The sequence below is a fragment of the Amycolatopsis sp. NPDC049688 genome, assembly GCF_040674975.1.
Lineage (GTDB): Bacteria > Actinomycetota > Actinomycetes > Mycobacteriales > Pseudonocardiaceae > Amycolatopsis.
In genome coordinates, this window is sequence record NZ_JBFANY010000010.1 from 180,563 (window position 1) to 205,115 (window position 24,553).

25 protein-coding genes are annotated in these 24,553 nt (G+C 72.9%); 8 read left to right on the top strand and 17 right to left on the bottom strand.

The features are described 5' to 3' along the window. Nucleotides 1-17 precede the first annotated feature (17 nt). From AB0J55_RS29190 to AB0J55_RS29200, 3 genes are read right to left on the bottom strand one after another with little or no spacing between them, the layout of a single operon-like run. The gene (locus tag AB0J55_RS29190; RefSeq protein ID WP_364255296.1) at nucleotides 18-1,544 is read right to left on the bottom strand and encodes a hypothetical protein; all 1,527 of its coding nucleotides are present in this window, start codon (nucleotides 1,542-1,544) and stop codon (nucleotides 18-20) included. Nucleotides 1,545-1,584: 40 nt separating this feature from the next. Further along, nucleotides 1,585-1,974, bottom strand: coding sequence for a nitroreductase/quinone reductase family protein (locus AB0J55_RS29195; protein ID WP_364255299.1), 390 nt, complete (start codon nucleotides 1,972-1,974; stop codon nucleotides 1,585-1,587). A gap of 29 nt (nucleotides 1,975-2,003) precedes the next feature. Continuing rightward, nucleotides 2,004-2,546, bottom strand: coding sequence for a DUF6069 family protein (locus tag AB0J55_RS29200; RefSeq protein WP_364255302.1), 543 nt, complete (start codon nucleotides 2,544-2,546; stop codon nucleotides 2,004-2,006). 104 nt (nucleotides 2,547-2,650) lie between these two features. Between AB0J55_RS29200 and AB0J55_RS29205 the strand changes: the two genes are divergently transcribed. From AB0J55_RS29205 to AB0J55_RS29220, 4 genes are all read left to right on the top strand, one after another. Further along, nucleotides 2,651-3,616, top strand: coding sequence for an SDR family NAD(P)-dependent oxidoreductase (locus AB0J55_RS29205; protein WP_364255305.1), 966 nt, complete (start codon nucleotides 2,651-2,653; stop codon nucleotides 3,614-3,616). A gap of 37 nt (nucleotides 3,617-3,653) precedes the next feature. Next, nucleotides 3,654-5,606 (top strand): protein kinase, encoded by a 1,953-nt coding sequence (locus AB0J55_RS29210; RefSeq protein WP_364255308.1) that lies wholly within the window; start codon nucleotides 3,654-3,656, stop codon nucleotides 5,604-5,606. 212 nt (nucleotides 5,607-5,818) lie between these two features. Beyond that, complete coding sequence (locus tag AB0J55_RS29215) at nucleotides 5,819-6,085, top strand: hypothetical protein (protein WP_364255311.1); 267 nt, start codon at nucleotides 5,819-5,821, stop codon at nucleotides 6,083-6,085. Nucleotides 6,086-6,103: 18 nt separating this feature from the next. Continuing rightward, on the top strand, nucleotides 6,104-6,637 hold the full coding sequence (locus AB0J55_RS29220) for a YciI family protein (RefSeq protein ID WP_364255314.1): 534 nt from the start codon (nucleotides 6,104-6,106) through the stop codon (nucleotides 6,635-6,637). A 7-nt stretch (nucleotides 6,638-6,644) separates the two neighbouring features. On the opposite strand, the gene AB0J55_RS29225 is transcribed toward AB0J55_RS29220, so the two are convergent. Genes AB0J55_RS29225 through AB0J55_RS29260 form a run of 8 tightly spaced genes read right to left on the bottom strand, consistent with a single transcriptional unit; the run spans nucleotide 6,645 to nucleotide 11,742 of the window. Next, nucleotides 6,645-7,130, bottom strand: coding sequence for a GNAT family N-acetyltransferase (locus tag AB0J55_RS29225; protein ID WP_364255317.1), 486 nt, complete (start codon nucleotides 7,128-7,130; stop codon nucleotides 6,645-6,647). Beyond that, entirely contained in the window at nucleotides 7,127-7,882 is a 756-nt protein-coding gene (locus tag AB0J55_RS29230; protein ID WP_364255319.1) for a Sir2 family NAD-dependent protein deacetylase, read from the bottom strand. The genes AB0J55_RS29225 and AB0J55_RS29230 overlap by 4 nt, the downstream gene beginning before the upstream one ends. 41 nt (nucleotides 7,883-7,923) lie before the next feature. Continuing rightward, the gene (locus AB0J55_RS29235; protein ID WP_364255322.1) at nucleotides 7,924-8,505 is read right to left on the bottom strand and encodes a suppressor of fused domain protein; all 582 of its coding nucleotides are present in this window, start codon (nucleotides 8,503-8,505) and stop codon (nucleotides 7,924-7,926) included. A 16-nt stretch (nucleotides 8,506-8,521) separates the two neighbouring features. Further along, nucleotides 8,522-8,716 carry a ferredoxin gene (locus AB0J55_RS29240; protein WP_364255325.1) on the bottom strand — a complete coding sequence of 65 codons (195 nt, stop codon included), beginning with the start codon at nucleotides 8,714-8,716 and terminating at the stop codon, nucleotides 8,522-8,524. Beyond that, the gene (locus AB0J55_RS29245; RefSeq protein ID WP_364255328.1) at nucleotides 8,713-9,843 is read right to left on the bottom strand and encodes an NADH-ubiquinone oxidoreductase-F iron-sulfur binding region domain-containing protein; all 1,131 of its coding nucleotides are present in this window, start codon (nucleotides 9,841-9,843) and stop codon (nucleotides 8,713-8,715) included. The genes AB0J55_RS29240 and AB0J55_RS29245 overlap by 4 nt, the downstream gene beginning before the upstream one ends. Next, the gene (locus AB0J55_RS29250; RefSeq protein ID WP_364255331.1) at nucleotides 9,840-10,391 is read right to left on the bottom strand and encodes a ferric reductase-like transmembrane domain-containing protein; all 552 of its coding nucleotides are present in this window, start codon (nucleotides 10,389-10,391) and stop codon (nucleotides 9,840-9,842) included. Before AB0J55_RS29250 ends, AB0J55_RS29245 begins: the two co-directional genes overlap by 4 nt. Next, the gene (locus AB0J55_RS29255; protein ID WP_364255334.1) at nucleotides 10,388-11,491 is read right to left on the bottom strand and encodes an FAD:protein FMN transferase; all 1,104 of its coding nucleotides are present in this window, start codon (nucleotides 11,489-11,491) and stop codon (nucleotides 10,388-10,390) included. The genes AB0J55_RS29250 and AB0J55_RS29255 overlap by 4 nt, the downstream gene beginning before the upstream one ends. Next, nucleotides 11,488-11,742 (bottom strand): hypothetical protein, encoded by a 255-nt coding sequence (locus tag AB0J55_RS29260; protein WP_364255336.1) that lies wholly within the window; start codon nucleotides 11,740-11,742, stop codon nucleotides 11,488-11,490. Before AB0J55_RS29260 ends, AB0J55_RS29255 begins: the two co-directional genes overlap by 4 nt. A 235-nt stretch (nucleotides 11,743-11,977) precedes the next feature. Here AB0J55_RS29260 and AB0J55_RS29265 point away from each other — a divergent pair, with 235 nt between their 5' ends. Genes AB0J55_RS29265 through AB0J55_RS29275 form a run of 3 tightly spaced genes read left to right on the top strand, consistent with a single transcriptional unit; the run spans nucleotide 11,978 to nucleotide 15,088 of the window. Next, a complete protein-coding gene (locus AB0J55_RS29265) occupies nucleotides 11,978-12,853 on the top strand; it encodes an alkaline phosphatase family protein (protein WP_364255339.1) in 876 nt (291 codons plus the stop codon). 46 nt (nucleotides 12,854-12,899) lie between these two features. Further along, on the top strand, nucleotides 12,900-14,111 hold the full coding sequence (locus AB0J55_RS29270) for an MFS transporter (protein ID WP_364255342.1): 1,212 nt from the start codon (nucleotides 12,900-12,902) through the stop codon (nucleotides 14,109-14,111). Then, the gene (locus AB0J55_RS29275) at nucleotides 14,108-15,088 is read left to right on the top strand and encodes a hypothetical protein (RefSeq protein WP_364255345.1); all 981 of its coding nucleotides are present in this window, start codon (nucleotides 14,108-14,110) and stop codon (nucleotides 15,086-15,088) included. The genes AB0J55_RS29270 and AB0J55_RS29275 overlap by 4 nt, the downstream gene beginning before the upstream one ends. Before the next feature lie 2 nt (nucleotides 15,089-15,090). On the opposite strand, the gene AB0J55_RS29280 is transcribed toward AB0J55_RS29275, so the two are convergent. After that, nucleotides 15,091-15,498, bottom strand: a complete 408-nt coding sequence (locus AB0J55_RS29280; protein ID WP_364255348.1) for a hypothetical protein — start codon at nucleotides 15,496-15,498, stop codon at nucleotides 15,091-15,093. A 332-nt stretch (nucleotides 15,499-15,830) separates the two neighbouring features. After that, complete coding sequence (locus tag AB0J55_RS29285; protein ID WP_364255573.1) at nucleotides 15,831-17,171, bottom strand: tannase/feruloyl esterase family alpha/beta hydrolase; 1,341 nt, start codon at nucleotides 17,169-17,171, stop codon at nucleotides 15,831-15,833. Nucleotides 17,172-17,356: 185 nt separating this feature from the next. On the opposite strand from AB0J55_RS29285, the gene AB0J55_RS29290 reads away from it, so the two are divergent. Further along, nucleotides 17,357-18,553: a PHB depolymerase family esterase gene (locus AB0J55_RS29290; RefSeq protein WP_364255351.1), complete on the top strand. Its 1,197-nt coding sequence runs from the start codon at nucleotides 17,357-17,359 to the stop codon at nucleotides 18,551-18,553. Here AB0J55_RS29290 and AB0J55_RS29295 read toward each other — a convergent pair. The 4 genes from AB0J55_RS29295 to AB0J55_RS29310 all read right to left on the bottom strand — a co-directional run bounded on the left by AB0J55_RS29295 (nucleotide 18,550) and on the right by AB0J55_RS29310 (nucleotide 24,523). Next, nucleotides 18,550-20,745 carry a TOMM precursor leader peptide-binding protein gene (locus tag AB0J55_RS29295; RefSeq protein ID WP_364255354.1) on the bottom strand — a complete coding sequence of 732 codons (2,196 nt, stop codon included), beginning with the start codon at nucleotides 20,743-20,745 and terminating at the stop codon, nucleotides 18,550-18,552. The genes AB0J55_RS29290 and AB0J55_RS29295 overlap by 4 nt on opposite strands. Further along, nucleotides 20,742-21,197: a hypothetical protein gene (locus tag AB0J55_RS29300; protein ID WP_364255357.1), complete on the bottom strand. Its 456-nt coding sequence runs from the start codon at nucleotides 21,195-21,197 to the stop codon at nucleotides 20,742-20,744. The genes AB0J55_RS29295 and AB0J55_RS29300 overlap by 4 nt, the downstream gene beginning before the upstream one ends. Nucleotides 21,198-21,342: 145 nt before the next feature. Beyond that, complete coding sequence (locus tag AB0J55_RS29305; RefSeq protein ID WP_364255360.1) at nucleotides 21,343-23,196, bottom strand: GAF domain-containing protein; 1,854 nt, start codon at nucleotides 23,194-23,196, stop codon at nucleotides 21,343-21,345. 1 nt (nucleotide 23,197) lies between these two features. Continuing rightward, nucleotides 23,198-24,523, bottom strand: coding sequence for an MFS transporter (locus AB0J55_RS29310; RefSeq protein ID WP_364255363.1), 1,326 nt, complete (start codon nucleotides 24,521-24,523; stop codon nucleotides 23,198-23,200). Nucleotides 24,524-24,553 lie beyond the last annotated feature (30 nt).

A 24,553-nucleotide genomic window follows, 5' to 3' on the forward strand; every position in this document is an offset into this window, starting at 1 on the left:
CTTCTCTTGGGGTTGGTCTAGGTGGACTTTCTGATCAACCCCGTGTAGCCGGCGAGGGCGAGGGTCGCGAGGCCCCAGATCGCGGCTTGCAGGATCCAGATCGCGATGGTGAAGGCCGCCGCCCAGGTTGTGTCGGGATTGAGGTCGCAGCGGGCGCGGACGCCGGTCGGGGCCAGGGGAAGCCCTCGGTCGAGGCCGAGACCCACGAGTTCCACCGCGGTGCATTCCTGTCCATACGGCGAACTGAAGGAGCTCACTCGCTCTCCGACGTGATGTCCGCCGTCGGTGACGTGTCCGGCCCACACACCGAGCACGCCTGCCGCCATCATCGCGAGAAGCAGCGCAAAAGCGGTCCGCCGGGTGAGGTAGCCGTATCCCGCCAGCACTCCCCAAAGCCAGTGGAAGCACCGGGTCGGCCAGCTACCCAGAGCTTCCGGTGCGCGCTGGCGGAGGTCCTTCTGCTGGGCGATGAGGATCCTTCTGACATTGCCGTCGTGCCCTGCATCCCGTTCGGCACTGGCGAGGGCCTGATACGGCCCAGGTCGATAGGACTTCGTGTGATGACGGATGAGGTGAAGCCAGTCGCGCCACGACACAGGTTGCCCGGGTGAAGCCTCCAGGGCGCCGAATTTGAATCCGTTCAGGTCGATCAACACCGGATCCCCGCAAACCGATCCGGCTCCCACATTCGCGCACACGGTCGAGCGGACCAGGAAAACCTTCCCCACCACCTGGGCATGCTCGAGGTCCAGAGCCAGGCCGGACCGGTTGGCGACTTCGGCACCCAAGAACATCGCATCACCGCCGACATGGGCACCGAGAAGAGAAATCGCTCCACCGAAGTTGTCACCGGAGGCTTTGACCCCTTTGCAATCGAGAACTCCCTCGACCCTCAGCTGACTGGCCCGGATGGCCGCGCCGCTGCCATTGGTGATCTTCGTGGCTCTTAGCAGCAGATTGCCGCCGACGTGCGCCCCGAAAAGCTGCACGGCGCAGCGGCCCGCTCCGGTCAGGTCGGCACCGGACATCAGCACGCTTCCGCTCACTTCGAGCCCGTGGGCCCGGAGTGCAGCGCCGCTGCCGTTGATGACTTGCGCTTCGTCGAGGTCGAGCGACCCCGTGATACGAGCACCCGGGAGTGCGACCGCGCCGCCATTGCCGGAGCCGACGATCACGGCTCCGGTCAGCCACAGTCCCGCTTCTACCTCGACCAGATCCCCATGAAATCCCGGAAGCCACGAGCGGGAAAGGTCCAGCCACGGCAGCCGAGCGTTCCACGCGCTGACCGGTTCGGCGAACAAACATCCGGTCAGCGCCGCCCCCGCGCAGGCAGTCACATGGTCGAGATCGAGCACACCGGTGATCCGGGCGCCGGCAACTCGGATTCCCCGCGGATCCACCGGACCGTACCTGCCGAGCAGCAGCTCGCGTATCAGCCGCGCCCGAATCGCCTCGCCGTCACAAACCAGCTCTTCGCCGGTCCGCGCTGCCTCCACCAACGCGCGTTCGAGGTCGTTCAGCCGGTTCGTGAAATCCTCAGTCACACCGGCTCAGTCGCTCGACCACACGAAGGTGCTACGCCGCTCAGTCCTCTTCGGACAGTTCCACGATCGGGATCACCCGCTTCGCCTGCCGCGCCTTCGCCTGGTGATCAGCCAAAAACGGATACTCCTTCTCCAGCTCGGTCCACGTCCGCACATAATCCGCCCCGAGCAGCGGCAACGCCTCCGCGTCGAACTCTCGGCCGTCCACCTCCACGTGCACCCGCGGATCGGCATCCAGGTTCAGATACCAGTCCGGATGCCGCGGCGCGCCGATGTTCGACGCCACCACCAGCCACCGGGAGCCGTCGCGGTGGACCATCATCGGGACTGTTCTGGGCTCGCCCGACCTCCGGCCCGTCGTCGTGAGCAGGATCAGCCGCTCGCGGTGCATGCCGTCGACTTCGCCGCCCGCCCGGAACTGCTCGATCACGCGGCGGTTGGTCTCCTGGACGTCCATGGTCAGCGGTCGTAGTAGCGGGTCGGCGGGTCCTGCTGGGTCCACTGCTGCCGGGTCGGCGGCGGTGCCGCGTTCTGCTGGCTGCGGCGGCGGTGCAGCGTGCGGGCGCTGGCCGCCATGCTGTTGACCACCGCCGCGATGACCAGGCCGATCACCAGGTTGATCACCGCCGTGGCGATCTTCGCGCTCGGCGCCACCGTGAGCGTCAGCGGCAGCACCACCGCGATGAGCGTGACGAGCACCATGATCCAGCCGAAGAACTGGGACGGCGCCGGCGTCGCCACGCTCAGCAGGTGCATCAGCCCGGTGGCGAGCAGGGCCACCGCGGCGGCGACCAGCGCGTACGTCGTGGTGCTCGCGTTGCCCCAGACGCCCTCGCCTTTTGGGGCGAGCACTTCGACCTCGAAGATCCCCCGTGCGATCAGCAGCCCGACGACGGCGAGCAGGGCTGCGACCACCGCCGTCGCGACGCCGCCCGCCCACAGGCGGCGCGCGTCGATCCCCGGGCGGACGTCCTGGGGCTGGTTCCCGTAGTAGTCGGACATCAGAGCCTTCCTGGGTCGGCTGCGCCTCTCCCCCCGATTGTCCCCCGTTTCGGCCCCGAACGCGATTTGCGCTGGAGCGCACTCCAGCTCGTAGCGTCGGGGACATGACCACCGCACAGCACAAGATCGGTTCGGGCTTCGGCGCCACCACCACGGCCGCCGAAGCCGTCGCAGGCGTCGACCTCACCGGGAAGCTCGCCGTCGTCACCGGCGGGTACTCCGGGATCGGCCTCGAAACCACCCGGGCGCTCACCGGCGCCGGCGCCCACGTCGTCGTCCCGGCCCGCCGCCGCGCCACCGCCGAGGAGGCGCTCTCCGGCCTCGGAAACGTCGAGGTCGACGAGCTGGACCTGGGCGACCTCGAGAGCGTCCGCGCGTTCGCCGACCGGTTCCTGGCGACCGGACGGCGGATCGACCTGCTCATCGCCAACGCGGGCATCATGGCCTGCCCCGAGACCCGCGTCGGCCCGGGCTGGGAAGCCCAGTTCGCCACCAACCACCTCGGCCACTTCGCGCTGGTCAACCGCCTGTGGCCGGCGGTCGCCGACGGCGCCCGCGTGGTGTCGCTGTCCTCGCGCGGCCACCACTACTCGCCGATCCGCTGGGACGACGTCCAGTTCGAGCACGGCTACGAGAAGTGGCAGGCCTACGGTCAGGCCAAGACCGCGAACGTGCTGTTCGCCGTGCAGCTCGACCAGCTGGGCGCGGAAAAGGGTGTCCACGCGTTCGCGCTGCACCCCGGCGGCATCATGACGCCGCTGCAGCGGCACCTGCCCCGCGAGGAGATGATCGAACGCGGCTGGATCGACGAGGCCGGGAACTACCTGGTCGAGTTCAAGACGCCCGAGCAGGGCGCCGCCACCACGGTCTGGGCCGCGACGTCGCCGCAGCTGGCCGGGCTCGGCGGGCTGTACCTGGAGGACTGCGACGTGGCGGAGCTCGCGCCGTCCGGCACCGAGGGCCTCGCCGAATCGGGCGTCCGCCGCTACGCCGTCGACCGCGAGGAGGCCGCGCGCCTGTGGACGCTGTCGGCGCAGCTCACCGGCGTGGACGCGTTCGCGCGGCCCTGACTGTCACGTCGGCGGGCTCCCGGACGATACTTTCTCCGTGATCTTCCGACGTTTGCCGGCCACGAACCCGGGGTACACCCGGCCCGTGGCCGACGAAGCCGGGAGACAGGGGCGCCCGCCGACGAGCGACGGCGATGACCTCACCTGTGGTCGTTACGCACTCGGTGAATTCACCATCACCCCGCGCAGCGCCCTGGAGGACGAACGGCCGCCGGAACTTCTGGGCGGGCGGTACGAGGTCGGCAGGCTGATCGGCAGCGGCGGCACCGCGCGGGTCTACCGCGCCTACGACGTGCGGCTGGGCCGCGAGGTCGCCGTCAAGATCTACGACCGCGACGCGGTGGCCCTGGACCAGCGCCGCCGGCTGCGCGAGATGACGATCCAGGGCAGCATCAGCCATCCGGGGGTGGTGGCGCTGCTGGACAGCGGCACCGAGGGCGGCCGGACGTTCCTGGTGATGCAGCTGGTCGAGGGCGAGAACCTGGCGGAGCGCCTGCTGGGCGGCCCGATGCCGGTGGCGGAGGTGACGGCGCTGGCCGACGGGCTGGCGGAGGCACTGGCCCACGTCCACGCGCGCCGGATCGTGCACCGCGACCTGAAGCCGGCCAACGTGTTCCTGTCCGCGGACGGCCCGCTGATCGGCGACTTCGGCATCGCCCACGCGCTCGACACGACCCACATCACGGGCACGGGCCTGATCCCGGGCACCGCGGCGTACCTGGCCCCGGAGCAGGTGTCGGGCGAGCCGGCGGGCCCGCCGGCGGACGTGTACGCGCTGGGCTTGATCCTGCTGGAATGCCTGACGGGCCAACGGGAGTACCCGGGAACGATGGTCGAGGCGGCGATGGCCCGGCTGACCCGCCCGCCCCGGATCCCGGAGGAGGTACCGCCGGCCCTGCGGTACACGCTCCGCCGGATGACGCAGCGCGACCCCGCCGACCGGCCGACGGCGGCGAAGGTGCTGGACATGCTGCACCGTCCGCCGCCGACGCTGCCGTGGAGCAGGACCCGCAGCCCGCGCTGGCGCCGCCGCCCGGCGGCGGTGAGCCCGGCACAGCAAGGCGACCTCGCCGGCGGCGCGGTGCACGAGGACACGACAGCGGCTTTCAGCCCCGCCCGAAGCGAGCTGGACGCGGCCGGGGCGATCCACGACGGCACCGCACGCGGCGACCGGGCCACCTCGGCCCCCGGCACCACACGCCGCGACTCACACACGGCCGACGCCCCCGACCTCGGCACCGCCCGAGGCGACCAAGCCGCCACCTCGGCCCCCTACCCCGCTCGCCGCGACTCACACACGGCGGACGCCCCCGACCTCGGCACCGCCCGAAGCGACCAAGCAACCACCTCGGCCCCCGACACCACACGCCGCGACTCACACACGGCCGACGCCCCCGACCTCCGCACCACACACGGCGACCAAGCAGCCACCTCGGCCCCCTACCCCCCTCGCCGCGACTGGCACGCAACCGACGCAGCCGCCGCCACCTCGATCGCGGGCGCCGTGGCCCACGGCCCCACCCCTGTTCCCAGCCCCACCCGCCGCGAACCGCTCTCCGATACCCCGCCGCACCACCACGACGTCACCGCCGTCGCCGTCCCGGCCGATAGCCCACGGCGCCGGCGGCTGGCCGCGGCCGCCGGGCTCACCGCTGCCGCCGTGGTTGCCGTCTCCGCGTTCCTGCTGACCCAGCAGGAAGCCGGCACCGGCTCGCCCGCCCAGCAGCAGCCGCCCGCCGCGCACTCGACGACCGCCGCCTCCACTCCTTCGACGGCCACGCCCCTGGCCGAGTCCGGCAGCTCCGCGCCGCGCCCCGGCCCCGGCGGCTCCGGTGCGCAGCCCGGCACCAGCGAAGCCGCATCGCTCGAGCCCGCCGCCGTGACCCACGAGGCCCCGCCGTCCGCCGGCCAGCCGCCGAAACAGGGCAAGCCTCCGAAGGTCGATCCGCCCGGCAAGCCCAAGGGGAAGGGTCCCGGCCACGATTCCTGAGCCGCGCGGCGCGGGACCTCCGGCGCGCGGATCCGGGTCCAATGGCCCTGGTGCCGGAAACACGCGGAAACCGCAGGTAATTCGATTCAGTGAATGGGGACTCGAACCGATAACGACGGGTAACCGGAACCGGGTCCGGCCCGACACACACCACGGTACCGCCACCGGGAATCCCCTCCCGGCCGGTTCGACGAACATTCCCGGAGGTCTGGATGAGTGTCCACGCTGCCCTCGAGCGGCCGGTCATGCGCACCCCTCGCGGCCGGCACGCCAAGCCCCGCCCCGCGTGGCCGCGGGTCGCCGGCCGGGCAGTCTTCCTGGTGTCCGCCTTGATCTTCGCGGGTGCCACCGGGTGGCCGCCCGTCCTGCTGGTGGTGCCCGCCGCCGCGTTCCTGCTGCTGGTTTCGAGCGTGCGGAAATTGCGGTCCGCGAGCCGGAAGATCGACACCATCTTCGCCGAAGAACTGTCCGGCAACTGATCGGGCATACTCGCGCCCATGGAGTTCTTCTGCTTCCACCGCGACCGCGCCGGCTCGTCGGCGCTGCGGCAGGAAACGCTGGAAGCGCACTGGTCGTACATCGACCGGTACGCGACCCGGATGATCGCCCGTGGCCCGACCCTCGACGGCGACGGCACCCCCACCGGCAGCGTGCACGTCCTCGACCTGCCGGATCCGGCCGCGGCCCGGGCGTTCGCCTTCGACGAACCCACCTACCAGGCCGGCGGGTACCGGGACGTCCTGCTGCGACGGTGGCGCAACATCCTCGGGACCACGATGTGGGACTCCCCCGGCGAACCGTCCGGCTTCCTGGTCCTCGGCCTCGGCGAAGGCGCGCCCGCCGACGTCGAACGCCCGGACGGGCACGACCTCATCGCCTACGGGCCGCTGCTGTCCGACGACGGCGGCACCTGGCTCGGCACGGCCGCCCTGGTGCGGGCGGCGGACCCGGACGCGGCGCGCACGGTGCTGGCCCGGGATCGGTACGCCGTCGTCGAAGTCCGCGCCTGGCAGTTCGGCGGCCGCCGCTGAGACCCGTTCACCGCAGGTCGAGCCACATGATGTGCAGCCCGACGTCCCCCGCGGACGGGTGGCGGAACGCGCCCGGCGCCGTCCCGAGGATCACGAATCCCAGGCTCTCGTAGAGCCGGACCGCGGCCACGTTCACCTCGACGACGGCGTTGAACTGGATCGCCGCGAACCCGCTCCGCCGCGCCCACCCGATCAGGTCGGTCGCGAGGGCGCGCCCCACGCCCGTGCCGCGCGCCTCCCTCGCCACCATGAGGCTGCCGGAGGCGACGTGGCTGCCGGGGCCCGGGCGGTTGGCGTACATGTTCGCCGTACCCGTCACCCGGCCGCCGTCGAGGGCGACGACCACGCGGGCGGGCGGATCGAGCAGCCACATCCGCCGCGCGTCGCGCTCGCTCATCGCCGGGTCGTAGGGGAACGTCCGCTGCTCGGTGATGACGTCGTGAATGATCGGCCAGATCCCCGGCCAGTCCTCGTCACGGGCTTCGCGGATCACCAGTGCCCGGCCCCCGTCACGGCGGCGCAGAGCTCGGGCACGACGGCCTCGATGTCGTCCCGCAGCACGAACGCGGCATCGTCGTCGTACGGCGTCGGGTCTCGGTTGACGATCACCAGCGTCGCTCCCGCCTGGACCGCCACCGTGCACAGCGACGCGGCCGGTTCCACTTGCAGTGAGCTGCCGATGGCCAGGAAGAGCCCGCTCGCCGCGGCGATGTTCCGCGCGTGGCCGAGGACTTCGGCGTCCAGCATCTGTCCGAAAAGGACGATGTCGGGCTGGAGGATGCCCCCGCAGCGCGGGCACGGCGGATCGTCATCGGCCGCCGCGAGGATCTCCGTGGTCGGGAACCGCGCCGGGCACGAGGTGCACCGCGTGGTGTGCATCGTGCCGTGCAGTTCGAGGACCTTCCGCGCGGCGAGACCGGCCCGCTGGTGCAGGCCGTCGACGTTCTGGGTGAGCACCCGCACGGCAACCCCCGCATCGTCCAGCGCGGCGAGCGCCCGGTGGGCGGCGTTCGGTTCGGCCCGCCACGCGGCGTGCCCCGCGTAGGCGCGCCAGAACTCCCGGCGCACCGCGGCGTCGGCCATGAAGTTCTCGTGGGTGAAGGCATTCACGGCGCCCGGGCTGCGCGTCCAGACGCCTTCGGGGCCGCGGTAGTCGGGGATCCCGGACGCGGTGGAGATGCCCGCGCCGGTCAGCGCGGCGATCCGCCGGGCGCCGCGGATCCGGTCGATGAGCTTGCCGTCCATGCTGCGGAGGGTAACGGCCGGCCCGCGGTGGCACGACCGGTTTATCGCGCGGGATCGGTGACCAGCAAGGGATTGCCACGCCGGTGCGAGGCCAGCACGTCGGCGGTGCTCGTCTCCTTCGCGGTGCGCAGCTCGTCGTCGGTGATGCCGAACACCGTCAGGAACCGGGCCGCGCCGTGCGGGGTGCCGATCGGGCCGAGCACCGGGTCGGCGTCGAACGCGATCGCGGTGAGCCGCGTGTCCGCCGAGCCGGTGATCGGGCCGCCCGGGCTCAGCCGGTGCCCCGGCTCGAACCCCCGGCCGGTGGAGAACACGTACTCGCCGAGCCTTTGGAGGAGCGTCAGCGACCAGGGCGCGGGCTGCTCCCCGGCGACGGGGACGCGCAGGGTGAGCTCGAAGCCGAACCCGCTGGTGCCGGGGTCGTCGCTCTCCTTGCCGAACAGCTCGGTGAGGCCGAAGGTGACCAGCAGCCAGTGCCCGTCACCGCGGTAGGCGCTGATCCCGTAAATGCCGTCCTGGCCGGGCACCGTGCCCGTCCCCCAGTGCAGCGGCTCCTGCGCCGGGACGTGTGGCGCCACCGCGGCTTCGATCGCGTCCCATCCCGGTGCACTCTCCTCGTCCACCGCCGCAGGCTACCCCTCACTCCTTCCGCAGCCGCAACGCCAGTGCCGGGCACGCCGAGGCCGCGCGGCGGGCTTCCGCGGCCAGCTCCGGCGGCACCGGGTCCCGTGCCACCACCGGGTAGCCCCACTCGTCGAGCCGCACCAGTTCCGGGAGCAGGTCCGCGCACAGGCCGTGGGCGCGGCAGCCGATCGGGTCCACCGTCACCTTCACGCCACACCCGCCGGGACCCGGCACCGGCCACCGGCCTGGTGCGTGTGGACGTCCGCGTCGAAGACCCGCAACGCGCTCGCCGCGAGGCGGGCCGCGCCGTCCGGGTGGGCGCACGCGCCGCGGCCGGTGAGCAGCGGGAGGCGGCGGGCCAGCCGGGCGGTCGCCGGGCCGCCGCGGACCAGCTCCGCGAAGTCCGCCGCGATCGCGGGGAGGCCGAACGTGCACGGCCCGCACTGCCGGGCCGATTCCGCCGCCAGGAACGCCAGCACCTTCGCGGTGTACTCCAGCCCGCACGCCCGCGCCGGGAGCGCGAAGACCGCGGAAATGCCGGTCAGCGCCCCGGTCAGGCTCGTCGTCCATGACCCGCCGTAGCCGCCGGCGAGCACGGCCTGGACCGGCTCCGCTTCGCCGCCCGCCGCCGCCAGCATCCCGGCCAGTGACGTTCCCGCGGGCACCTCGACGACGCCGGGCCGCCGGACCGCACCGGTCACCGTGATCAGGTCGGTGCGGGCCGCGCGGTAGTGGTGCGGGCCGAGGAGCACCACCGAAGCCAGCTGCGCCAATGTGTCCACATTGGACACCAGGGTCGGACGGCCGCGCACTCCGCGGTCGGCGGGCCGCGGGAGTTTGCCGCGCGGCCGCGCGTCCCCTGACGTCAGGTAGCGGACGAGCGCCGTTTCCTCGCTGGCGACGTACCGGCGCGGGATTTCCGTGACCCGGACCGGCACGCGGTCGTCGCGCTCGGCCAGCGCCGCGGCGACACCCGGCAGCACCGGGCTGCCCGCGTGCACGCAGAGGACGGCTTCGGCGGCGCCGATGGCGTGCGCGGCGAGCTGCAGGCCGTCGAGCACGAGGTGCGGCGAAAGGCTCAGGAGCGCAACGTCCTTCTGGCTGAGCGGGTCGCCTTCGCACCCGTTCGCGACGACGATCGAGCGCTTCGCCCGGGCCGCGCGCAGCTTCACCGCAAGGGGGAAACCGGCGCCGCCGCGGCCGCGCAGGTTCGCCGCTTCGACGGCCTCGATCAGCCGGTCGCGGCCGTCGTCGCCGTGGTAGGCGACCCACGGCAGGACACCGTTGCGGCGCCGGTGACCGGCCAGGTCGAGCCGGTGCGGGGGCAGGATGGTCATCGGGAGCCTCCCAGGGCAGCGAACTTGCGGGCGGAGGTGGCGCGGTGGGCGACGACGGCGGCCACCGCCAGCACGCACAGCGCGTCGAGGGCGACGATCCAGCCGTACGCGGCGTCGTCTTCGGCCATGCCGAAGCCGTGCACCAGCGCCACGGGCCAGCACAGGTAGGCCAGCCAGTGCACGGCGCGCCACGCCCGCGGCGGGATGCGGGTGCGCACGAGGCTGGTGACGACGATCGCGAGCAGCAGGTCGATCGCGACGGCACCGAGGCCGACCCAAAGGGGCCGGTAGCCGGCGCCGAACGGGACGACGACGTCGAGCCAGCTCAGCGAGACGTACCCGTCGAGGATCGCCGACGCGATGTGCGCGGCGAGGAACGCGAGGCTGGTGAGCGCGAGGTTCCGGTGCACGGCGGCGACGGTGAACCGCGGCCACCCGCGCGTGGCGAACCGGCCGGCACCGAGGGCGCCGAGGACGACGACGCCGGTGAAGAGCACCAGCGAAACGAGCCCGGTGGCGCGGCTGAAGTACCACACGGCGGAGCTCATGACGGCCACCCGGGCGTGGTGACGACGTCGCCGCCGACGCCGACGAGCCGCGCGGGCAGGTGTCTTCGCGCGAGCCAGTCCGGTGCGCCGGCACCGAGGACGATCGCCGCGGTGCTCGCGGTGTTGGCGTCCACAGTGGACTTGGCGGCGACGGTGACGGTGCGCCAGCGCGGGGCGGGCAGGTCGCCGGTGCGCGGATCGACGATGTGGTGCACGGTCCGGCCGCCGCGGCGCCACCGCCGCCGGGTGGTCCCGGAGGTGGCGAGGGCACCGTCGCGGGTCAGCGCCACGGAGGTGTCGGGCCGGGCCACGGCCTCGGCGTGGTCATCGGCGAGCGCGACCTGCCAGCCCCCGGCGGGTGGAGGCCCGGCGGCACGGAGATCACCACCGAGGTTGACGAGCACCCCGCACCCGAGTGCGGCGTGGATCCGGCGGGCGGCCCGGTCGGCGGCGAGGGCTTTCGCGGTCGCGCCGAGGTCGAGGTGGACACCGCGCGGGAGGACGACGAGCCGATGGACGGGATCGAAGAGCACCCGGTGCCAGCCGGGTGCGGGCTCGCCGGTGGTGGCGGTGTCCCGATCACCGGCAAGACCGGGCTCGTCACCGGCAATCCCGGCGACATCGAGCGCACTCTCGGCCGCGGCGGCCGAACCCGGATCGCCGCCGGCAATCGCAGCAACATCATGCGCGCCAGCGCCGGCGGCGGCCGGTCCAGCCACATTCCGCTCGCCGCGCCGGCGCGCGCCAGGCGAGCCGTCCGTGCCGGAAGCCGTATCCCGATCACCGGTCACCAAAGCGAAATCCCGGTCGTACCCCAGGTCCCGCACCGCCGCCCCGACCGTCGGATCCACCAGTCCGCCCGTCAACCGCGCCGCGCGGAACGCCACCCCCAGTGCCTCCGCCAGCAACGGCCCCACCCGGACCTGCCGCCCCGCCGCCGCGTGCAGGCGGGAAATCTCCGAGTCCGCGCGGAACCGGCTGCAGGCCGCGTCGATCGCCGCCAGCTCCTCCCGCAGCAGGGCTGCCGCCGGCTCCAGCCACGCCGGGTCGGTCACCACGAGCTCCGCCGTCGTGCCCAGTGCCGGGAACGCCGTGGTCACGATGCACCCGAGCCGGTGTGCGCGCTGCCGGACCCGGAGCTCAAGCCGCTGTCCGGGGCCTGCAGCTGGTCACCCAAGCCGGAAGAATCCGAAGACGTGGGCGTGGAGGTGTCCGCCGAAGCCGACGAAAGGCCGAAGCCGATCGCGCCGGCCGCGGCCGCCGCCAGCACCGCCGCGGCCGCCGTGGCCAGTGCGGCCTTGTGGCGGCCGTGCTCTCGGCGGGCCGGGCCGCCTGTGCCGAAGGGTTCCATGGGACCGAGTGTCGGCTTCGTTCCTTTGAACGAGCTGGGAGCGACCTGTCAGCTCCCTGACCGGCCATTGTGGACACCTACCAAAGGAGGTTGACACCGGAAAGCCATTAACCCACTCTTTCCGTTGTCCGCCGGAGGTTTCCTGGTGTTCACGAGCCGGACAGCGGCAGCCCACGTGCCGGCCCCCTGCCGTGGGCATCATGAGGCGCCCTCACCCGCCACCGTTGGAGGACCCATGATCCGCAAGCGGATCTTCGCCGCGTTCGCCGCCGCCACCCTGGTCACAGCCGGTGTCGTCACCGCGGCCGTCGTCACCGGAACGGACGAGCCCGCCGCGATCAAGCCGACCGCGTCGGCCGTGCCCGCGTTCGACCACATCGTCCTGGTGATGTTCGAGAACAAGAAGTACTCCTCGATCAACGGCAGTTCCAGCGCGCCCTACTTCAACACCCTCGCCTCGCAGAGCGCGAAGTTCACGAACTCCTTCGCCATCACCCACCCGAGCCAGCCCAACTACGTCGCCCTCTTCTCCGGCGCGACGCAGGGCGTCACCGACGACACCTGCCCGGCCAACCTCGGCGCGAAGGCGAACCTCGGCCAGCAGCTGATCGGCGCGGGCAAGACGTTCAAGGGCTACTCCGAAGCGATGCCCTCGGACGGCTACACCGGCTGCTCCAGCGGCACCTACCGGCGCAAGCACAACAGCTGGGTCGACTTCTCGAACGTCCCGGCCGCCAGCAACGTCCGGTTCTCGAGCTTCCCCAGCGACTTCACCCAGCTGCCGACCGTCGCCTTCGTGACGCCCGACATGTGCAACGACATGCACGACTGCAGCATCGGCACCGGCGACACCTGGCTGAAGAACCACCTCGACGCCTACGCCCAGTGGGCCAAGACGCACAACAGCCTGCTGATCACCACCTTCGACGAGGACAGCGGCACCTCGGTCAACCAGATCTTCACCACGTTCACCGGCGCGAACGTCAAGGTCGGCAGCTACAGCGAGTCGATCAACCACTACACCGTGCTGCGCACCATCGAGGCGTCCTACGGCCTGCCCGGCATCGGCAACGCCGCGAGCAAGTCGCCGATCCTCGACGTCTGGCAGTAACCGCGTGTACCTGTCCACCATCGGCCGCCGAGAGCATGCTGGGACGGTGTCCCGGCGCAGGCTCTCGGCGGTCGGCGCGAACGTCTTCGCGCTCGGCGCCGTCAGCCTGGTCACCGACGTCTCCTCGGAGATGGTCACCGCGATCCTGCCGGTGTACCTGGTCCTCGGGCTGCACCTCAGCCCGGCCGCGTACGGGCTGGTCGACGGCCTGTACACCGGCGCGACGGCGTTGCTGCGGATCGTCGGCGGGTACGTCGCCGACCGGATCCGGCGGCGCAAGGTCGTGGCCGGCGTGGGCTACGCGCTGTCCGCGGTGGCCAAGCTCGGCCTGCTCGCCGCCGGAGCGTCCGCCGCCGCGATCGGCGCGGTGATCACGCTCGACCGCACCGGCAAGGGCCTCCGGACGGCACCGCGGGACGCGCTCATCACGCTGTCGGCTCCCGAACCGCTGCTCGGGCGGGCGTTCGGCGTGCACCGCGCGATGGACAGCATGGGCGCGTTCGCCGGGCCGCTGGTCGCGCTCGCCGTGCTGGCCGCCGTCGGGGCCGCCGACCCCGAGGCGTTCGACGCGGTGTTCGTCGTCAGCTTCTGCATCGCCGCGATCGGCGTCCTGCTGCTGGTGCTGTTCGTCCGCGACCGCCGGACGCCGGAAGCGGCCGCGACCCCGGTTTCGCCCCGCGCGGCCGCCGCGTTGCTGCGCGGCAGCGGCGTCCGGCGGCTGCTGGTGGCCGCCTGTGTGCTCGGCCTGGCCACGGTCGGCGACGGCTTCGTCTACCTGTTGCTGCAGCACAGGGAGGACATCGCCACGGGCTGGTTCCCGCTGCTCGCGGTGGGCACGAACCTCAGCTACCTGCTGCTCGCCGCACCGCTGGGCGCGCTGGCGGACCGGGTCGGCCGGCTGCCGGTGGTGCTCGGCGGCTACGGCGCGCTGGCGCTGGTCTATCTCCTGCTGGCCGGCCCGGTGGCCGGCTGGCCGCTGATCGCGGCGGCCCTGGCGTTGTACGGTGCGTTCTACGCGGCGACCGACGGCGTCCTGATGGCCCTGGCCGGTCCGCTGCTGCCGGAGTCGTTGCGCACCACGGGAATCTCGCTCGTCCAGACCGCGCAGGCGCTTTCCTACTTCACCTCGTCCGTCCTTTTCGGACTGGCGTGGCAGTTCTGGGGCGCGGACCGCGCGATCGTCGTCGCGGCGGGCGGCGCCGTGGTCGCGATCGCCGTGACGTTCGCGGTGCTGGCCCCGCGGAAGGTGGCGGCGTGAAGATCCGGATCCTCATCGCCGTCGCCGGGGTGCTCGTGCTGGCCGGAGCGGCCGTCGCCTACGTCGGGTTCGCCAGCGCGCGCGGCCACGGCGTCGCCGCATCCGGCACGGTCAGCCTCGCCCCCGGCCCGCGGCTGCTGTTCCGCAGCACCGCCGACGCCGATCGCGGGCACGTCGCCACGGTGTCCACCGGCGATCCCGGCGGCCCGCGGACGGTGTCGCCGCTGTCGTGCACGCGGGTGTACGCCGCCGGCGGCACCGGGCTCTGCCTGCGCCAGGACGGCGACCTGACCACCTACCAGCTGGCGGTGCTCGACCGCGGGCTGGCCGTGCAGCGGGAGATCCCGCTGGTCGGGCTGCCGAACCGGGCGCGGGTGTCGGCGAGCGGCCGGATGCTCGCGTGGACGGTGTTCGTCACCGGCGATTCGTACAACGGCGGCCTGTTCTCCACCCGCGCCGGCATCCTCGACACGGCCACCGGCGAACTCGCGGGCACGCTGGAGGACTACGTGGTGACCCGGGACGGCCGGCCGTACCAGGCCGCCGACCTCAACTTCTGGGGCGTGACGTTCACCCGCGACGACCGCCACTTCTACGCCACGATGTCGACGGCCGGCCACCGCTACCTGGTCGCGGGCGACTTCGCCGCCCACACCGTGCGCACGCTGCACGAGAACGTCGAGTGCCCGTCGCTGTCCCCGGACGGGACGCGGGTGGCGTTCAAGTCCGCCGTGGACGGTGACCCGGCGCGCGGGTGGCGGCCTGCCGTCCTGGACCTGGCGACGTCGAGGGTGACGCCGCTGGCGGAGACGCGCAGCGTCGACGACCAGCCGGCCTGGCTGGACGACCACACGATCGGCTACGGCGTCCCCCGCGGGCCCGGCCACGCGGACGTCTGGTCGGTCCCGGCCGACGGCTCGGGCGCGCCCCGGCTGCTGATCCCGGAGGCCGAATCCCCCGCCGCGCTGGGCTCGTGAGGTCAGTCCAGCCGGCGCAGGCCGTCGAGGATGCGGCGCATCAGGTCCGTGTCCGGGGGCGCGAAGGCGAACCGCGGCGCCGGGGCCCCCGCCGTGGCCGGGCGCGGTGGCGGGAGCGAGCCGACCACGCGCAACGGCAGGCTGTCCAGGACGGGCCTGCGCCGGGTCTGCGCCGGGATCGGCAGGGTCGGCAGCGCGACCGTGCCCGCTTCGGCCAGCTGCCTCGCGGCCTTCTCCTGGCGGAGGCGCGTCTGGATGCCGGCCACGGTGAAGTCCGGTTCCGGATCGGGTTCGGCGGCGGGCCGGCGGCGGCGCGGCCGCCGTTCCAAGGCGATCGCCCACGCGGCGGCGGCGAGAACGGGCAGCAGCAGGCCGGCCACGATGGCGAGGCCCGGCAGGTCGGCGGCCATCAGGGGGCCCCGGGCGCGGGTAGGAGCATGACGTTCACTTCCGGACGGACGGTTGTTCCGCAGCATGGCCGACACCTGGTTATTCGGGTTTAACGAATTTTGCGGACCCCGCCGCCCATCATGAATGACGGGCAACGCTCCCGCAAGCGGCCGAAAGGGGTCGACCATCCGGACGGCAAAACGGCAGGTCAGCACGGGTTTGGCCGCAGGGTGGACCGGGCCCGTCACTGAGTAGTACGGCCCGCGGTTCGATCCGGTTCACCCGCATTTCCGGACGATTCGCGTGCCCCGCCGCGGCCCCGCCGGAAGCGCCCCAATTGGGGCGCTTGAGGTCAGTCCAGCGAGCAGGTGCGGGCCAGCTCCGCCGGAGTCGCCCCGGCGGGGCGGGCGATCGTCGCCGAGGCCGGCGGGCGGGCTCCCCGCAGCCAGCCGCCGAGGGCGTCGAATGCCGTCCGGAAGCACGGGCCCAGCGGCCGCAGCCGGTCCGGGTAGGCGTCGGCCAGGCCGTCCACGTGGTTGCCGCCTTCGACGCGGTAGTACCGGTGCAGCGCGCCGCGGCCCGCGGCCGTGATCATCCGGTCGTAGACGTCGGAGTCGCGGCTGATCGGCAGCAGCGTGTCGAGCGTGCCGTGGAGCGTCAGCAGCGGCTTGCCGATCCGCCCGGTCAGCGAAATCCGCTCCACCGCCCGCGCCACCGGCGCCGGCCGCGCGGAATACTCGTAGTCCGCGTCGCAGGACGGCGTTCCCGAAGCGCAGAACGGGGTTCCGGCCGCCAGCGATCCGTCGAACGAGGGATCGACCTCCTCGCGGTAGATCCGCTGGGTCAGGTCCCAGTAGACGCGGTAGTGGTAGTCCCACAGGAACTCCGACCCCGGCGCGAACCCGGCGTCCAGAATGGACTGGTGTGCCGACGGAGAACCCGCCGCGTACGCCGGGTACGCACGCAGCGCCGGTGGCAGGAACGTGAGCAGGTTCGGCCCGTCGGCCCGCCAGAGCGTCCCCTCCCAGTCGACCCCGCCGTTGTAGAGCCACGGCCGGTTCTCCAGCTGCCACCGCACGAGGTACCCGCCGTTGGACAGCCCGGCCGCCAGGGTCTTCGCGACCGGACGGCCGTAGTGCCGGGCCGCGGCCGCGCGGGCGGCCAGCGTCAGCTGCGTGACGCGGGAGTTCCACTCCGCCAGCGCGTCGCCCGGCCGGACGCCGTCGGTGTAGAAGGCCGCGCCGGTGTTGCCCTTGTCGGTCGCGGCGAACGCGTAGCCCTCCGCGAGCGCCTGGTCGCCGATCGCGCGGTCGTTCGCGTACTGGCGCCGGACGCCGGGCGAGCCGGAGACGACCAGGCCGCCGTTCCACCGGTCCGGCAGGCGCAGCACGAACTGGGCGTCGTGGTTCCAGCCGTGGTTGGTGTTCGCCGTCGACGTGTCCGGGAAATACCCGTCGACCTGCACGCCGGGCACGGCGCCGTAGGTGGGCAGCCCCGCCGACGTCAGGCCCGCCCAGTCGGCCTCGACGGTGTGCCCGGACGCGACGGTCCCGGTCGTCGTCAGGTCGTCGAGGCACGCGGCCACCGACATTTCGGCGCCGGGCACGCCCACGCTGCAGCGTCCGGCCGAAGCCGACGCCGAAGCCGACGCGGGCAGCGCCGCCGTGAGTGCTCCCGCCAGAACCCAAGCCAGCCAACCCCGCACGGTTCACCTCCGCCTCTTCCGATGGTCCGAACCCAAGCGCGTGCACGAGCCGGATGCCATCCCGCCGGCCACCACTAATCGCCGGGCCGATGTGGTGGGCAGCCACATGGTCGCGGCGGCGACGCCGATTTAGCGTCGCTGGGGACCCTCTCAACGACGAGAAGGAACTCACCATGCGCAAACTCGCGTTCGCCGGCCTCGCCGCGATCACCGCCGCCGTGCTCACCACCGTCGGGGTGGCCGCCGCCGATCCGCCGCCGTCGTCCCTCGTGCAGACCACGTCGTTCGGCGCGAATCCCGGGGCACTGGCCATGTTCAGCTATACCCCGGCCGGGCTGGAGACCGGCCGTCCGGTGGTCGTCGCCCTGCACGGCTGCACGCAGAGCGCCGCGGACTACTACGCCCATTCGGGCTGGCCGGAACTGGCCGACCGCTGGCGGTTCGAGGTCGTGTTCCCCCAGCAGCCGACCGCGAACAACTCGCTGAAGTGCTTCAACTGGTTCTCCACCGCCGACGACACCCGTGGCAACGGCGAAGCCGCGTCCGTGAAGTCCATGGTGGACAAGGCGATCGCCGACCACGGTTCGGACCGCTCGCGGGTGTTCGTCACCGGTCTGTCGGCCGGCGGCGGCATGACCGCCGACCTGCTGGCCGCCTACCCGGACGTCTTCGCCGCCGGCGGGATCGACGCCGGGCTGCCCGCCCAGTGCGCCACCAGCGTCACCGAAGCGACGAACTGCCAGCAGAACGACCAGCACCTGACGCCGGCGCAGTGGGCGTCGAAGGCCAAGGCGCAGTACCCCGGTTACGGCGGGCCGTGGCCGCGGGTGGCGATCTGGCAGGGCACCGCCGACTACACGGTCTACCCGGTCAACGGCACCGAGCTGCGCGACCAGTGGACCGCGGTGCACGGCGTGTCCCAGACGCCGACGAGCACGCAGTCCCTGCCGGGCGGCACGACCTTGACGAACTACGGCGGCAAGGTGCAGCTGTACTCGGTCGCGGGCATGGGCCACGGCACCGCGGTCGACCCGGGCACCGGCCCGGCGCAGTGCGGCAGCACCGGCGCGTACTTCCTCGCCGGCATCTGCTCCAGCTACTACACGGGCGTGTTCTTCGGGCTGGACAACGGATCGGGCACCACCACCCCACCCCCACCGACGACGACCACCACCACTACCACTCCGGCCGGAACGTGCGTGAGCGCCAGCAACTACGCCCACACGCAGGCGGGCCGCGCGCACCAGAGCGGCGGGCAGACGTACGCGAACGGTTCGAACCAGGCGATGGGACTGTGGAACACCTTCACCGTGCACGCGCTGAGGGAGACGTCCCCCGGCTATTGGGTGCTCGCCGACGGGCAGTGTTAGAGGAAGATCCGCCTCGGGTTGAGGTCTTCGTACGCGGTCGGCTCGGCCAGGCGGCCGAGCCGCACCGGCACGTCGTAGAGCCGGCCGGGCGCGAACCGCCCCCAGAACCCGCGCAGGCCCGGCACGATCACCTTCACCACCGGCAGGCCGATGTCGGGCCGCGTCTGGTCGAGCACGAACACCTCCAGCCCGGCGGCTTCGAGCTCGGCCTGGACCAGTTTGACGTCGGTCAGCAGGTCGGGTGCGGACAGGTCCTCGAACCGGGCCGCGCCGAGGGCCGGGTCCGGCACCAGGTACGGCTCGGACGCCACGGTCGCGTCCCGCAGCCACCGCACCGCGTCCGGGTCGTCGCCGCCGTCCCAGCCGTCGAGGACGGCGGGCATCATCTGGTTCAGCTCGGTCAACGCGCGCCGCAGCGCGACGGCCGGGTCCAGGTGGGCGCCGAACCCCAGCATGATCGCCTCGCGGGGGCCGCCGGTCTGCCGGGACAGCGCCACCACCACCGGCACGCCGAGGTCGGAGGTGATGTCGAGCGCCCAGACTTCGCGGCCCAGGTCCGCGTACACCTGCCGCAGCTCGGCGATCCAGGGGTCGCCGGAGGCGTCCAGGTCGACGGCCGGGTGCCGGGTGCGGTTGTACCACCACAGCGCGACGGCGTCGCGTTCGACGACCTCCAGCATGCCCTGGAGCGTGGCGTCCTCCAGAGTGGAGCCCGCGGCGTTGCCGTTGGAGTCGGCGAACAACGACACCGGACCCGGCTCGGCGGGCACGCCGAAGTAGAGCATGCCGGTCGGGAACAGCCGGTGTTCGCCGCGGGTGAGCGACCACACCGGCGTCCAGTCGCGCACGGCGTCGTCGTCGAACGGGTCGCAGACGAACTGGAACGGGCCGTGCTCGGCGTTGCTGCGCGCCCGGTCGGCGAACTGGCGTTCGTGGTAGAGCTGGCACGTGTCCGGGTGCACGGCTTTGCCGCCCAGGGAACGGAAACTGGCCCGCACCCGCTCTTCGTCGCCGTCGTGGTGCCCGCTGTGCCGTTCGAGGGCTTCGCACAGCGCGCCGACCTCGGCCTGCAGCGGCGTGACACCCTTGCCGCCGTTCTCGCTCCGCAGCGCCGTGCGCAGCCGGTCGGCGCCGCGCCGGCCCAGCGCGATGTTCGGGCCGGAGCGGAACGAGCTGAACAGGGCCGGCCCGCGCGCGTCGCGGCGAAGTTCCTTGACGACCCCGGTCAGCGGGCTGACCAGGTGCCGGTAGGTGGCGAGCACCTGCTCCGGCGGCCACGCGCGGTGCCCGCCGCCGCCGGTGTGGGACTTGGGCCGCGATTCGAACACCACGGGCCGGCGCGCCCGCTCCCGCACCAGATCCGGGTTTCCGCAGGAGGGGCACTGCGGCCGGGCCCGGACCTCGTGGCGTTCGCCGGTCAGGTCGCGGCTGTCGAACGTCCACAGTGCACGCTGCCCCGGATATCGCTGCCCGGCCAGCCACTTGGCGGCTTCGAGGGCGATCAGGTTGAGCGCGACGGCGGTCAGCGGCGTGAACGCGGCCTGCGGGCGTGGCACCGGACCGAGCAGGCCCAGTGCGTCTCGGACGTGGGCCTCGGCGGGGCGGTTGCCCCACAGCCGCGTGGCCAGGCAGTGCCGGCACGGGCCGTCACCGGGGGTGAAGAACGGGCCGAGCCACACCCGCGCGCCGAGTGGCTTGGCGAGCAGCCACGGCCGCCCGGACGCGCGGTGCTCGGCGTCCACTTCGGACAGTCTTTCGTCGAGATAGTCGTGGCACAGCACGATGGAGAGGTCGGCGTCGTCGGCCACGGTGAGCCCGGCTGCGCGCAGGGTGTCCGCCGCCGCGGCATCGCCGCCGAGCAGCGCGACCCGGCCGCGCGCGGGCTCGCCGCCGACGGCGTCCCAATAGGCCAGTTCGGGGGTGGACGCGGCCGGGCGCAGGCCGATCAGTCCGGCTTCGGCGAGCCGGGTCAGCACGCCGGACGCCTCGTCGGCGGGGACATCGGCGGGGAGGTCACGGCGGAGGGCCGCGAAGTCCCTGGTGCCGTCCAGCAACGGGACCAGGGACTCCAGGTGCGGCCCGCTCAGCGCCGTCGCACCGTCTTCGGAGAGGACGTAGACCGCGTCGCCGGGCACCACGGCGGTGCTGAGGTGCCGCTTGAACCCGACGACCGGCGGGGACGGTTCGGTCACCCGGCGGTCGCGGCCACCGGCTCGGGCACCTCGGCCTGGCAGAAGCAGACCTGGACCTGCTGCGGCTCGGCCTGGCAGTAGGAAGCGGGCACCGGCTCGGCCGCGCAGTAGGAAGCGGGCACCGCCTCCACCCGGCACACCGTCGGCCGCACGGGGTCGACGTGCTCGACCCGGCAGACCGTCGGCCGCACCGGATCGGCCTGCTCCACCCGGCACACCGACGGCCGCACCGGATCGGCGTGCTCCGCCTGGCAGGTGCCGCACGCCCGGACCGGCTCACCGTCCAGGCACGGGCTGACCGACCCGCGAACCGGCTCCGCCGCCCACGTGTAGCACAACGGCGCCGCGCCGGACCCGGGCGCGCGGCCGTCGAGCTGGTCGATCGCCAGCCCCGGTACTTCGGCCGGGCGCGCGCCGAACGCAGCCGCGAGCGCGTTTTCGAATTCCTTCACGAGACCCCCTCGATATCGGTATTCGTCAACTCCCACCGTGCCGAACCGGCGGGGGTTCCGCTAGGGCCGGGCGGGGGTACTTTCCGAGCCCGCGGGGGCGCCCCCCGTTTTCCACGCTACCGGAGAGCACCGACAAAAACCGGAGTCACCGCGGCGAACCGAGCCGGTGCAGCCGCAGCGCCAGCTGGATCTCCAGCGCCCGGTCCGGCGCCTGCCAGTCCTCCCCCAGCAGCGACGCCACCCGCTCCAGCCGCTGCACCACCGTGTTCACGTGGACGTGCAGCACGTCCTTCGTCCGCGCCAGCTGCGCACCGTTCGCGAAGTACGCCCGCAGCGTCGCGACCAGCTCGGTGCCGCGGCGCTCGTCGTAGTCGAGAACCGGTCCGAGGGTCTGGCGGACGAACGCGTCCAGGTCCGCGCGGTCGCCGAGGAGCTGTCCCAAAAAACCCAGTCCGGCCATCGCCGCGCCTTCGCCGGTCCGGCCGAGCGCCAGCAGCGCGCGGACGCAGCGCGCCGCCTCCGCGTGGGCGTCCGCGATCGCCGACGGGCCGCTCGCCGGCCCCGCCGCGCCCACCGTGACCGGGCGGCCGGTCGCCGAACCGAGGTCGGCCGCGACGCGGCGGGCCAGCTCGTCCGGGTCGCCCGCGGCGAGCAGCACGACCTCCTCCGCGTGCACCCCGACCAGCGTCGCGTGCCGGGCGGCCGCGCTCGCCACGCGCCGCCGCGAGCCGCCGTCCGCGTGCGCGACCAGCACCGCGTGCGGCGCTGACAGGTCGATGCCCAGCCGGCGGCCCCGGGCCAGCAGCGCGCGCGGGTTGCGGCCGGGGGCGGTGAGCAGGTCGGTCAGCAGCTCGCCGCGGACCTCGTCCTCCGCGCGCACCACCGACCGCCGCAGCATCAGCAGCAACGCCGTCACGACGCCGGCGCGTTCGAACAGCCGCCGGTCGGGGTCGCTGAGCCCGGCGCGGCCCGCCAATACCAGGCTGCCGAGCAGTTCCGGGCCGGCCTGCACCGCGCACACCCAGTTGTCCTTTGTGGACACCGCTCGCCCGGCGGTGCGGGCCGCGGCGAGCGCATCGGCGTCGAGCGCCACCGGCGCCGACGAGCTCGCCAGGAGCGTGCCGTCGGCGTCGTACACCGTGAGATCGCCGTGCAGCACGCCCGCGACGGCGTCGGCCACGTCCGGCAGGTCGCCCCCGCGCAGCACCAGGTCGGTGAGCCGGTCGTGCGCGTCCTCGGCGCGTTCCATCGTCGCGTTGGCTTCGTTAAGTTCCGCGACCGCCTGGCGGGTCTGGTCGAGCAGGTTGGCGCTGTCGAGGGCGATCGCCGCGTGGTCGGCGAGCGACGACAGCAGCGCCACCTCGTCGGCGGAGAACTCCCGCGTGGCCCGGTCGGACGCGAACAGCACCCCGAGGACCTTCGGGCCGATGGCCAGCGGGACGCCGAGGATCGCGGTCAGGCCCTCGTCCTGGACGCCGGAGTCGATGGGCCGGGTGTGCTTGAACCGGTCGTCGTTGAAGTAGTCCGAGGTCGCGTACGGCCGCGCGGTCTGCGCGACCAGCCCGCCCAGGCCCTCCCCCATGCCGAGCACGATCTGCTGGAACTCCGCCGACACCGAGCCGTCGCTGACCCGGATGTAGGTCTTGCCTTCGGCTTCGTTGTTGAGCGACAGGTAGGAGACGTCGACGCCGAGCAGCGCCCGCGCCCGCCGGACGATCGAGCGCAGCACGGTGTCCGGGTCGGACAGCGCGGCGAGCTCGCTCGCGGTCTCGAACAACGCCGTGAGCTGGGCTTCGCGCCGCCGGTGTTCGGCCAGGGTCTCGCGGATCCGCAGCGCCAGCTCGCCCGCGCTGGCCAGCGCCGCCAGGTCCGCCGCGTCGAGGGCGCCTTCGGCCCGGGCGGCCACGACGACGTGCGCCAGCTGCTCGGTGCTCGCCCCGGAGGCGAGCAGGTCGAGCAGCCGGCGCAACGCGTCCGAGGGTGCGGTCACGGCGGTCATGCTAGGGCGAAACGGCTTCCTTTTCCGCCGAAACGTCGTCGTGCAGCGATTCGCCGTGGGTTTCGCGGGCGGCGAGCAGCGCGATCACCGTGATCAGGCACATCGCCGCGACGTACAGCGACACCGGCACCGTGCTGCCCCAGCTCGAGAACAGCGCGACGGCGATCAGCGGCGCGACGGCCCCGGCGGCGATGGACGACAGCTGCCCGCCGACGGAGAGCCCGGTGTAGCGCACCCGGGTCGGGAACTGCTCGGCGAAGAACGCGGCCTGCGGCCCGTACATCGCGCCGTGCAGCACCAGCCCGACGATCGTGGCCAGCACGATCACCGCCGGCGACTTCGTGTCCAGCAGGGCGAAGAACGCGAAGCCCCACACGGCCATCCCGATCGCGCCGAACAGGTACACCGGACGCCGCCCGACGCGGTCGGACAGCGCGCCCCACACCGGGATCGTCACGAAGTGCACGGCCGAGCCGATCAGCACCGCGGTCAGGCCGACGCCCTTGGGCAGGTGCAGCCCGGTCGTGACGTACACCAGGATGAACGCGGTGATCACGTAGTACGAGACGTTCTCGGCCATCCGCGCGCCGATCGTGACGAGCACCTGCCGCCAGCTGTGGCGGAAGACGTCGACAACGGGAACGTGCTTTTCGGCGCGCGCCTCGGCTTGGCGCTGAGCGGCGAGGAACACCGGCGACTCCGCGACGGCCAGCCGGATCCACAGCCCGATCAGCAGCAGGACGCCGGAGAGCAGGAACGGGACGCGCCAGCCCCAGGACATGAAGGTCGCGTCGGACTGGGTGGCCGAGAGGATGGCCAGGACGGCGGTGGCGAGGAGGTTGCCGCCGGGCGCGCCGCACTGCGGCCAGCTCGCCCAGAAGCCGCGGCGGCGGTCGTCACCGTGTTCGGAGACGATCAGCACGGCGCCACCCCATTCGCCGCCGAGTGCGAAGCCCTGGATCAGGCGAAGCAGCGTGAGCAGGAGGGGTGCCGCGACACCCGCGCTCGCGTACGTCGGCAGGACGCCCATCAGGCACGTCGAGCCGCCCATCAGGACGAGGCTGACGACCAGCAGTTTCTTCCGGCCGAGCCGGTCGCCGAAGTGGCCGAAGACCAGGCCGCCGATCGGGCGGGCGAGGAACCCGACGGCGTAGGTCAGGAACGCCAGCAGCGTGCCGGTGAGCGGGTTCGCCGTCGGGAAGAACAGCTTGTTGAAGACGAGGGCGGCGGCCGAGGTGTAGAGGAAGAAGTCGTACCACTCGATGGTGGTGCCGATCAGGCTCGCGCCGACGATCTTGGCGATCGCCGACCGGTGGGGTTGGCTCACTGCGGGCTCCACTTCCTTGTGGTTGTGCGG